Source organism: Sphingobium sp. DC-2 (assembly GCF_000722555.1).
In the GTDB taxonomy this organism is placed as follows: domain Bacteria; phylum Pseudomonadota; class Alphaproteobacteria; order Sphingomonadales; family Sphingomonadaceae; genus Sphingobium; species Sphingobium quisquiliarum.
The window spans coordinates 1-9,461 of record NZ_JNAC01000106.1; the positions used below are offsets into that span (position 1 = coordinate 1).

The window sequence follows — 9,461 nt, forward strand, 5'->3', positions numbered from 1 at the left end:
GCTCCACCTTCTCAGGAGTTGGAGCCTCCGACAAACCCGGCGCGGTTCACCTTGGGATCGCTCCTAGCCCATAGCGCCAGCCATAGCTTCGGCTAACGAAGATCGCGCGCATGCCAGTCCGCCAAACCATGAAGCCGAAATTGACCCACAGCAGCGCCTCGACCAGCGGCGTTGGTTGATATGGTTTGCCAAGGCCGAACCATGCGCCGACGAGGATGATGCACCAGAGCAGAAGGGCGATGTAGGCGGTGAAGAGGATGAAGGCGGCCAACGCGGCGCGCCGGTCGCGGATGCGCATCCACCATTCCATCGGACCGCCCTGCCATCCCATGCGGTCCCATCCCGCCAGAGAAATACCGACCATCCAGCGCGCTTTCTGCCGCACGGCCGCCCAAAAGCCATCGGGGAAGAATTCGCGCGTCGCGACCAGTTCACCCTTCGCATCGCGCATGCGAACGAAGACCCCGCGTCTGCCCTGGTCGGCGATGCGCAGGCCCATCTCATAATCTTCGGTGAGGGATACAGGATCGAACGGGCCGCCATTGGCGGGATCGACCAGCTCCTCCAGCGTATCGCGGGCAAAGGCACAGGCAACGCCTGCCGACGGCATGGATGCGCCCATCGCCTCCCGTATCGTCAGGAATTTACCATGGCTCTCCGCAAACTCGTCGCAATAGTGATTGGCGACCGCGCGCGACCACCATCTGCCTTGGCCGGGCAATGGCAGAACCGGAAGTTGCACCAGTTGGAAACGATCTATCATGACATCGAACAAGCGGATCTCATCGGCGTGAACCACGTCTTCGGCGTCATGGAGAGCGACAGCCTTGAAACGGCGGCCAGTGCGGCTTTCTTCCCGCAGCATATTTCGCCACAGCAGGTTGAGGCAGTCGGCTTTGGTTGTCGGCCCCGGCCGGTCATTGACGCAGAGGATGACGCGCGGTTCGTCCTTGGCAACCTGTGCCACGGCCGCCCGTGTCGCATGATCATTGGGATAGGTGCCTACGAATATGCGGTAGTCGCCTTGCTGCCATTGCATCAGCGCGTTGCGCAGCATGGGGCCGATGACATCAGCCTCACCCCAGGCGGGAACGAAGACCGCGATCGTGCCGGGCTGCGGCGATGCTGGCAATGTCGCCGTAGTCATGCGGGGATGGCGTGAATAGACCGTGATATTGCGCCACCAGCGGCGGCACAGGAAAAGAACGTCCACCAGGAAATCGTCCGCTCCGCCTATTGCGAGGCCTAGGACGGCAAATAATAGAACTTCATGATGAACGACCGCCAGAAAGGCGATCAGCGCTTCCCCCATCGTCAGCCCCCCCTCTGATCGAGCGGCGGCGTTGCCATTACTTTGACGGCGATTCAACTGTCTTCTTCAAAATTTTCCGTGGAAGGACCGAAGCTTAGCCTATGTTAATCAAGATGATGAAGCATGAGGAGAGGCGAGTGGTGTTTGAGACACGGAAGGTCACCACGATTTTTCCGTTGGGCCGCTCCGGTGATGCGCCGGGATGAATCGCCAGTGCGTGGAGCCGCTGTTATGGTTGCTCTGCCGGAAAGACGACTCAGACACAGTCGCGGCACCCCGCCAGTCTCTTAAAGCGATAAGGTAGGAGGGCGTGAATGACCGGAGAGAAGGATGTCAATTATCTGCTGCACAGGCAGCAGGTGTCCCTGATAAGGGCGCAGTTCAGCCGTTCGCAGCAGGGAAGGGCGGCCTATGAGGGCCTTGCCCGTGGCTATGCCGATCAGATCGATGCTTATCGGCGCGAGAATAGCCGTTTGGTGCAGCACGCTCACTGAATTTCCGTTGGCACGTTCCGTTTACCGCAGGTTCAGGCGGCGGGAGCGATGAAGGGGTATGACGATCCGATGCCTTCGCCTGCCCAGCATAATGCTTCCCGCCCTTTTATTAGTGTCCTGCGCTACGGTTTCGCCGGAGGCGCGGGTGCGCGCCGGGCTGATCGACGCAGGTCTTCCGCCTTCCACCGCAGGCTGTATGGCTGAGCGTATGGTTGATCGGTTGAGCCTGGGGCAGCTTCGGCGGGTCCAATCCCTTGCCTCGCTCCGCAATTCACACATCGGCGATCTGACGGTGGATCGTTTCCTCTACAAGCTGCGCGCCCTTGAGGATCCCGAGATATTTGCGGTGACCAGCAAGGCTGCGGTCGCCTGCACGCTGCTGCGCTGATCCGCACTTTTCGTTCTGACGAGTCCAACGGATTTGCAATTTTGCAAAGTCCATTTGCAAAATCCTGCTGGAGTCCCGTCCCCGCCTGTGCTTTAGCCGCCGCAACAGCTTTGCAGCGAAAGGACGGGCCGGGCCCATGAACATTCACGAATATCAGGCAAAGGAATTGCTGGCGAAATATGGCGCGCCGATCGCCCAGGGTTTCGCTGCGTTCTCGGTCGATGAAGCGATGGAAGCCGCCAAGAAGCTGCCTGGGCCGCTCTATATCGTGAAGTCGCAGATCCATGCCGGCGGCCGCGGCAAGGGCAAGTTCAAGGAACTGGGCCCCGATGCCAAGGGCGGTGTCCGGCTGGCCTTCAACCTGGACGAGGTGAAGGCTCACGCCACCGACATGCTGGGCAATACGCTGGTCACCATCCAGACCGGCGAGGCGGGCAAGCAGGTCAATCGCCTCTACATCACCGACGGGGCTGACATTGCGAAGGAGTTCTACCTTGCCCTGCTGGTCGATCGTGCCAGCAGCCGCATCGCTTTCGTCGTGTCGACCGAGGGCGGCATGGACATTGAAGAGGTCGCCCACTCGACCCCCGAAAAGATCCATACGGTCAAGGTTGATCCGGCCACCGGCTTTCAGCCGCACCACGGCCGTTCGGTCGCGGCTGCGCTGGGCCTGACTGGCGATCAGGCGAAGCAGGCCGCCAAGGTCGCCTCGTCACTCTATGCCGCGTTCGTGGACACCGATGCCGAGCAGATTGAAGTCAACCCGCTGGCGCTGACCGAGCAGGGCAACCTGCTGGTGCTGGACGCCAAGGTCGGCTTCGACGGCAACGCCATGTTCCGTCACAAGGACATCGCCGAACTGCGCGACCTGACCGAGGAAGATCCGGCCGAAGTCGAAGCGAGCGAATATGACCTCGCCTATATCAAGCTGGACGGCAATATTGGCTGCATGGTGAACGGCGCGGGCCTAGCCATGGCGACGATGGACATCATCAAGCTGAACGGCGAATTCCCCGCCAACTTCCTGGACGTTGGCGGCGGCGCCAACAAGGAAAAGGTGACCGCGGCCTTCAAGATCATCCTGAAGGACCCGGCCGTGAAGGGCATTCTGGTCAACATCTTCGGCGGCATCATGAAGTGCGACATCATTGCCGAGGGCATCGTCGCCGCCGCCAAGGAAGTTGACCTATCGGTTCCGCTGGTCGTGCGCCTGGAAGGCACGAACGTCCAGCAGGGCAAGGATATTCTGGCATCGTCGGGCCTGGCGATCGTCCCCGCGGACGACCTGGGCGACGCAGCCAAGAAGATCGTGGCGGAAGTGAGGAAGGCAGCCTGAGGCACTTTCGAGCCACTTGAACAAACACCATGGGGCGCAGGCGGTCTGAAAGGGCCGCCTGCGTCCTTGTCCGCATATGCGGCGATGGCGTGTAACGGAGGATGTTGCGATGAAGATCCTTGTGCCCGTGAAGCGGGTCATTGACTATAATGTGAAGCCGCGGGTGAAGGCCGACGGCACGGGCGTCGATCTGGCGAACGTCAAGATGAGCATGAACCCGTTCGACGAGATCGCGGTTGAGGAAGCCATCCGCCTGAAGGAAAAAGGCGTGGCGACCGAGGTGGTCGCCGTGTCGATCGGCGTCGCCAAGGCGCAGGAAACGCTGCGCACGGCGCTGGCCATGGGCGCGGATCGTGCGATCCTGATCCAGACCGATGACGAGGTTGAACCGCTGGGCGTCGCCAAGCTGCTCGCCAAGGTGCAGGAAGAGGAAGGCGCTGGCCTGATCATCCTGGGCAAGCAAGCGATCGACGATGACAGCAACCAGACCGGCCAGATGCTGGCCGCTCTGCTGAACCTGCCGCAGGGCACTTTCGCGTCGAAGGTCGAGGTTGAAGGTGACAAGGTCAGCGTGACCCGCGAAGTCGATGGCGGCCTGGAGACGGTGAAGCTGAACATTCCGGCGATTGTCACTACTGACCTGCGCTTGAACGAGCCGCGCTATGCTTCGTTGCCGAACATCATGAAGGCGAAGAGCAAGCCGCTCGCGACGAAGGCGCCTGCCGATTATGGCGTCGATATCGCACCGCGGCTGGAGACGCTGAAAGTCGCCGAACCCGCCAAGCGTTCCGCTGGCGTCAAGGTCGCCGATGTCGATGAACTGGTTGCCAAGCTGAAGGCTCTGGGCGTCGCTGCTTAAGAACCCAACTGCCGTTCGTGTCGGGCTAAAACGAGACACGGATGCGCATGCCGCTTCTCGACTGCGCTCGAAGCGAACGGGAAGTGGGGATGAAAGGAACATCAATGAAGACTCTAGTCTGGGTTGAACATGAGGGCGGCGCCGTCAAGGACGCGACCCTTTCCGCTGTCACCGCCGCTGCCAAGCTGGGTGAAGTGCATCTGCTGGTTGCTGGCGCTGGTGTTGGCGGCGTGGGTGAGGAAGCCGCGAAGATCCCTGGGGTGGGCAAGGTGCATGTCGCCGACGACGCAGCCTTTGGTCATGCGCTGGCCGAAAATGTCGCGCCGCTGGTCGTCGAGCTGATGGGCAGCCATGACGCGTTCGTCGCGCCCGCCACCAGCAACGGCAAGAATATCGCGCCCCGGGTCGCGGCTCTGCTGGACGTCATGCAGATCAGCGACATTCTTTCGGTGGAGAGCGAAGATACGTTCACCCGCCCGATCTATGCTGGCAACGCGATCGCGACGGTCAAGTCGAAGGATGCGAAGAAGGTCATCACTGTTCGCGGTACTGCTTTCGAAAAGGCGGCTCGTGAGGGTGGTTCCGGTGTGGTTGAGGCTGTTTCCTCGACCGGCGACAAGGGATTGTCGACCTTTGTCGGTGCCGAGATCGCCAAGCAGGAGCGTCCTGAACTGACGAGCGCCAAGGTGATCGTGTCGGGTGGCCGCGCGCTGAAGGATGGGCCGACTTTCGAGGAGGTCATCTACCCGCTGGCGGACAAGCTGGGTGCTGCCGTGGGGGCGAGCCGTGCGGCGGTCGATGCGGGCTATGTGCCCAACGATTATCAGGTCGGACAGACCGGCAAGATCGTCGCGCCGGAAGTCTATATCGCCGTGGGTATTTCCGGGGCGATCCAGCATCTGGCGGGCATGAAGGACAGCAAGACCATCATCGCCATCAACAAGGACGAGGATGCGCCCATCTTCCAGGTGGCGGATATCGGCCTGGTTGGAGACCTGTTCAAGGTGGTCCCGGAACTGACCAGCAAGCTGTGATCGGGTGCTGGAGTGCCGCCTTCAATAGCGGCCTCCAGCGGCCCTTTCTGCTAAGCGTTTCTGCCGGGCTTCGATAGTCCGGTACGAACGGAACTTACTTTGGGGCGGGGTTGTCATGACCTTGCCCCCATTTTTATTGCAGCGGCTGATGTGATGGCATCAGCATGGCGGTGGCTTCTATCTCTTGTCCCGGTCAATGCACTTCGGGGCACTGGCAATCCGTCATTCAGCGGAATCGCGGTGCGCTGCACGAAGCGGGAAAGGGATGGAAATAGTCCGCCCGCCAGCGGCTTCGCGAAAGGGGGGGAACGCGGGCCGGGCGGGCGGTGGCCAGCGGCCAGAGGGAAAAGCCGCCGGAATATGTTTTTTAAGCGTTAGCTGACCGCAGGCGAACTGGCCGTGGCGGGGCGTGAGGGGGTGGACGTTACCGCCGGGGAAATGTCGCTGCCGCCCAGATTGCCGCTGCTGCCGGAACTGGCGCCGGAGGCTGCGCTGCGGTTGGAGATGTCGTCGCGGGCCTGGTTGTAGCGGCTGACGAGGTCATCCTTGAACTCGGTCAGCTTGCCTTCGTCATACAGCTTCTTGCCGACATAACCGGCGATGGCGCCGAAAATCAGAGTGCGGATCATAGATGGTGCTCCTTACCGGATGGTTCCTGTCAAGGTTTGCGTGGATAACCGGCCAGACGCCGCCAGGTTCCGGGCGCTTGTGGAGTAATCGACAAGATGAGCGGCGCTGGCGGCGTTCTGGACATGGGATCGCGGCAGGGTGACATAGGTGACACGACAGAGCCGCAGAAATCCGCCATTTTTGCGAAATTTTCCTATTTGCCCGGAGTCTTGCCGCGCGGGGGCGCCTTTGACTGCTCCCCGGCGAGATGGTGGGAGCGTTCGCGGTAGAAGCTCTTGATCTTCTCATCCAGCAAGGCTTCGCTGGCGGCGAGGTCCTCGGCCTGTTCCGGGTCCTGCCGCAGCTTTTCCAGCTCGCGCAGGGCCGCTTCGTCAGAGGCGGGCGCTTTTTCGACATGGTCGAGCACGCGCTGCCAGTTTTCCAGCAGCAATTCGCGCTGCACCGCGCGGCGGCCGACCGCGGCCGGGTTGGCAAGGAGGAAGGCGGTGAGCTTTTCATCGAAACGCTTGCGGGTGCCGACCTGCCGCCCTTCGTAGAAGATCGGCTCCTCCACACCGTGCAGCGCCCGTTCGAGCGCGGCGTGGGCGAGTTGTTGCAGGCCGAATTCAAGCGCCGCTTCCCACGCGATATCGAAAGCCTGATTGGAAAGGCGGGAGCGCAGGCGATAGGCGGATTGTCGCGACATGCCGACGGACTGGGCCGCGGCCGACACGGAGGCGGTGCTGGCCAGCGCATCGAGGAAGCGGGCCATTTTCGGCCGCGTCCAGATATTGTGACGCTTGGCGACGGCCTCCATTTCAGCAGGCGTCAGTTCCTGCACAGGCTTGGTCAGGCCAAGGGGAAAGCCGTCCTCGGCGCGGTTGTCGGGATGGCCGGGGGTGTTCCTGCCGGTACGCTTGGTCATGTCTGTCCTCCATATGTTCCGCCTGAGTGCGGAAGAGGACAGGACAGATATGCTATTTCGGGGCCTGTAGGACAGCCCGAAAATATCAGGCGCTGGCTGGAGCCTCATTTGCCTGCGCCACGGCGGCGGCAGCGGCTTCGCGGCGGGCGCGGTTGCGGTCGGCAAGGTCCTGCCGTTCGGCCATGGCGAGGAAGCTGGCTTCGGAGCGCAGGCAACGGTCGCGGACGTTGGCGAGCGTGGCCGCATCCGCATCGCTGCGGGACTGGGCGGCGAGGGCGCGATAGTCGGGGTGGGACATGGAGGCTCCTTTCGCGGGTGAGTGTCCGGGCGCAGGGTGGCGCGCCCGGACGGTTCAGGCAGCGCCTTATTCGGCGTGGGCGATGTTCACGGCCGCCATCTTGCCACGGCGGTCCTGCTCCAGTTCATAGGAGACGCGGTCCTTTTCGCGCAGCGTGGCAAGGCCGGCGCGCTCGACAGCGGTGATGTGGACGAAAGCGTCCGCGCCGCCATTGTCGGGGGCGATGAAGCCATAGCCCTTGTCAGCGTTGAAGAATTTGACGGTTCCGGTGATGCTCATTGGGTGTTTCCTTCTTTCGTATGGCGCGCCCCGTGTGGACGGGCCTTGCGCTAGAGGGGCAGGGAAAGAAGGAGTTCAGGGGCCGCAAAGCGCCGAAAGACCGTCGATTTGCGTCTGTAGCAGAGGGAATATGGGGGCTGGGGACGCGAATTGCAAGGGAAGGGAGGTGGCGGGGCTTTAAGCGCACGGCGCGCTGCGGCGAGTGGTTCGTCGGCGAGGCGCGCGCGGGCGATGAGGATGGCCGCGCCCCAGCCGAGGCGAAAGGCCGCGCCGTCGCGGCGGATGCGCAGAGCATAGGCGGCGCGGGGGGAGATGGCGACGGCGTCGCAGGCCGTGGTGATGACGCCGGTGGCGGCGAGGGTTTCCAGGAACTGCCGCTGCCGCGCGGGGCTCCAGCCGTCGGTGCGGACTTGCTCGGCGGGGGTGGGGAGGCCGTGAGGGAGGGGGGAAGTGGTAGGACATGGCAAAGCTCCTGTTTAGGGGAGGGTTTGCCGGGACGGTATCAGGGGTAAGGGGGTGTAGGACAGAACAAAATGGGAACATTTGATAGATGGGGCATCCCAATGAAACATTTTTGCCACCGGGGTTTATCAGTGCAAAGAAGGCTGATAGCCAGCGCAGGGGGCAATATGGGTTGATTGTTCCTCTAGAACATATTAGGAACAACCAGTGTACGTTACCCAGAGAGTTAGATGCCCTGTCCACAATTTGATCGGCTTCCAGGCCGACCAGTTTGAGGACGTGATCTGGCGAGTTATCCAAACTAGACCTTTTCAACGACTTCGGCGCGTTAAGCAGCTGGGATTTTCGGATTTTGTCTATCCCGGCGCAACTCATTCCCGCCTAGCTCACAGTATCGGCGTATTTCATACGGCACGGCAACTGATGAGCATAATCCGCGAAAAGGTCGGATCGTCCAACTGGAATGCAAGCAAGGCGAATGCGGCTCTAGCTGCCGCTCTGGTGCATGACGTTGGACATGGGCCTTTTAGTCATGCCTTTGAAGAGGTGGGAAAGAGGCTCTCGCTTAAGCTCGCTCATCATGAGCATGTAAGTGACGTTCTAATTAGGGACAGCGAAATTTCTTCGCCACTCAAGGAGCTTGGCAGTGGCTTCGCCAACGACGTAGCTGAAGTAATCGCTAGTGCTGGTCCCCGCTCAGTTTATGATGCCGTGGTTTCTAGCCAGTTTGATGCCGACCGGTTAGATTACATTAGAAGAGATCGCTTGATGGCTGGCTCATCTCATGGTGTGATTGATTACGATTGGCTAATCTCAAATTTGCAAGTGGAGACGATAAGCACCGGGGTCGATGACCAAAAAGTTTCAGATTTGCAGACGTTCGTGATTGGGCCGAAAGGTCTTCACGCTACTGAGGCTTATGTGCTTGGTTTGTTTCAGCTTTATCCAACGATATATCTTCATAAAACTACGCGGGGCATTGAAAAAATTTTCACCGAGTTGATGGTGAAGGTATTTGAATTGGCTCGGAGCGGGTTCCATAGCAAGGTTGGTCTGCACAAAGATCATCCATTATTGCGGTTTGTTGATGATCCCACAAATTTGGAGCGAGCAATTTGTCTGGATGACTCTGTAGTTTATGGAGCGCTTTCTCAATTCTGTGAAGCAGACGACCCTCTTGTGTCTGAATTGGCTCTACGAATTAGGGATCGCAAGACCTTCAAGTGCTTTGATGTACTAGAATATATTAGGAAAAAAATGCCCACCGCTCAAAATGCTGTGGACGGCAGAAAAGCTATAAGCAGAGTTGCTTTGTCGAGTATGGAGAAAATTGAGCTTTGGAAAAAGACGTCATGCTCATCACTTCTTCTGAAAGACGAGACATCTAGATCGCCATATAAAAAGTTCGAAGAATCGAAGTGAAGCAGCCCCCAAAATGACCGGACAGTTCCTCACACTTATGTAA

Annotated in this window: 11 protein-coding genes and 1 pseudogene; 6 read left to right on the forward strand and 6 right to left on the reverse strand. The window is 60.1% G+C overall.

The window, feature by feature from the left end; translation table 11 throughout:
* Window positions 1–46 precede the first annotated feature (46 nt).
* A complete protein-coding gene (locus ET21_RS0118870) occupies window positions 47–1,312 on the reverse strand; it encodes a glycosyl transferase family protein (protein ID WP_030540879.1) in 1,266 nt (421 codons plus the stop codon).
* Window positions 1,313–1,626: 314 nt separating this feature from the next.
* On the opposite strand from ET21_RS0118870, the gene ET21_RS0118880 reads away from it, so the two are divergent.
* The 5 genes from ET21_RS0118880 (at window position 1,627) to ET21_RS0118900 (ending at window position 5,423) form a co-directional block, all read left to right on the forward strand.
* On the forward strand, window positions 1,627–1,806 hold the full coding sequence (locus ET21_RS0118880; RefSeq protein WP_021238453.1) for a hypothetical protein: 180 nt from the start codon (window positions 1,627–1,629) through the stop codon (window positions 1,804–1,806).
* Between the two features lie 58 nt (window positions 1,807–1,864).
* Window positions 1,865–2,194, forward strand: a complete 330-nt coding sequence (locus ET21_RS0118885; protein WP_030540880.1) for a hypothetical protein — start codon at window positions 1,865–1,867, stop codon at window positions 2,192–2,194.
* Window positions 2,195–2,330: 136 nt separating this feature from the next.
* Entirely contained in the window at window positions 2,331–3,530 is a 1,200-nt protein-coding gene (sucC, locus tag ET21_RS0118890; RefSeq protein ID WP_030540881.1) for an ADP-forming succinate--CoA ligase subunit beta, read from the forward strand.
* Between the two features lie 109 nt (window positions 3,531–3,639).
* Entirely contained in the window at window positions 3,640–4,389 is a 750-nt protein-coding gene (locus tag ET21_RS0118895; protein WP_021238450.1) for an electron transfer flavoprotein subunit beta/FixA family protein, read from the forward strand.
* 104 nt (window positions 4,390–4,493) lie between these two features.
* Entirely contained in the window at window positions 4,494–5,423 is a 930-nt protein-coding gene (locus tag ET21_RS0118900) for an electron transfer flavoprotein subunit alpha/FixB family protein (protein ID WP_030540882.1), read from the forward strand.
* Window positions 5,424–5,797: 374 nt separating this feature from the next.
* Here ET21_RS0118900 and ET21_RS0118905 read toward each other — a convergent pair whose 3' ends face one another.
* The 5 genes and pseudogenes from ET21_RS0118905 to ET21_RS27250 all read right to left on the reverse strand — a co-directional run.
* Window positions 5,798–6,052, reverse strand: coding sequence for a hypothetical protein (locus ET21_RS0118905; protein WP_030540883.1), 255 nt, complete (start codon window positions 6,050–6,052; stop codon window positions 5,798–5,800).
* A 194-nt stretch (window positions 6,053–6,246) separates the two neighbouring features.
* Window positions 6,247–6,957, reverse strand: coding sequence for a hypothetical protein (locus tag ET21_RS26715; RefSeq protein WP_051768230.1), 711 nt, complete (start codon window positions 6,955–6,957; stop codon window positions 6,247–6,249).
* A gap of 85 nt (window positions 6,958–7,042) precedes the next feature.
* Window positions 7,043–7,255: a hypothetical protein gene (locus ET21_RS0118915; protein ID WP_021238446.1), complete on the reverse strand. Its 213-nt coding sequence runs from the start codon at window positions 7,253–7,255 to the stop codon at window positions 7,043–7,045.
* Window positions 7,256–7,321: 66 nt separating this feature from the next.
* Window positions 7,322–7,534 carry a cold-shock protein gene (locus tag ET21_RS0118920; RefSeq protein ID WP_021238445.1) on the reverse strand — a complete coding sequence of 71 codons (213 nt, stop codon included), beginning with the start codon at window positions 7,532–7,534 and terminating at the stop codon, window positions 7,322–7,324.
* 191 nt (window positions 7,535–7,725) lie between these two features.
* Window positions 7,726–8,001 (reverse strand): annotated as a pseudogene (locus ET21_RS27250) (hypothetical protein); the annotation flags it as partial.
* A gap of 241 nt (window positions 8,002–8,242) precedes the next feature.
* On the opposite strand from ET21_RS27250, the gene ET21_RS27255 reads away from it, so the two are divergent.
* Window positions 8,243–9,418, forward strand: coding sequence for an HD domain-containing protein (locus tag ET21_RS27255; RefSeq protein ID WP_156029296.1), 1,176 nt, complete (start codon window positions 8,243–8,245; stop codon window positions 9,416–9,418).
* Window positions 9,419–9,461: the final 43 nt, after the last annotated feature.

Bases quoted from the DNA above. Each gene is read 5' to 3' on its own strand.
- ET21_RS0118885 (WP_030540880.1), top strand. From the start codon at position 1,865: ATGACGATCCGATGCCTTCGCCTGCCCAGCATAATGCTTCCCGCCCTT.
- ET21_RS0118900 (WP_030540882.1), top strand. From the start codon at position 4,494: ATGAAGACTCTAGTCTGGGTTGAACATGAGGGCGGCGCCGTCAAGGAC.
- ET21_RS0118880 (WP_021238453.1), top strand. From the start codon at position 1,627: ATGACCGGAGAGAAGGATGTCAATTATCTGCTGCACAGGCAGCAGGTG.
- ET21_RS0118915 (WP_021238446.1), bottom strand. From the start codon at position 7,255: ATGTCCCACCCCGACTATCGCGCCCTCGCCGCCCAGTCCCGCAGCGAT.
- ET21_RS0118920 (WP_021238445.1), bottom strand. From the start codon at position 7,534: ATGAGCATCACCGGAACCGTCAAATTCTTCAACGCTGACAAGGGCTAT.
- ET21_RS0118895 (WP_021238450.1), top strand. From the start codon at position 3,640: ATGAAGATCCTTGTGCCCGTGAAGCGGGTCATTGACTATAATGTGAAG.
- ET21_RS26715 (WP_051768230.1), bottom strand. From the start codon at position 6,957: ATGACCAAGCGTACCGGCAGGAACACCCCCGGCCATCCCGACAACCGC.
- ET21_RS0118905 (WP_030540883.1), bottom strand. From the start codon at position 6,052: ATGATCCGCACTCTGATTTTCGGCGCCATCGCCGGTTATGTCGGCAAG.
- sucC (WP_030540881.1), top strand. From the start codon at position 2,331: ATGAACATTCACGAATATCAGGCAAAGGAATTGCTGGCGAAATATGGC.
- ET21_RS0118870 (WP_030540879.1), bottom strand. From the start codon at position 1,312: ATGGGGGAAGCGCTGATCGCCTTTCTGGCGGTCGTTCATCATGAAGTT.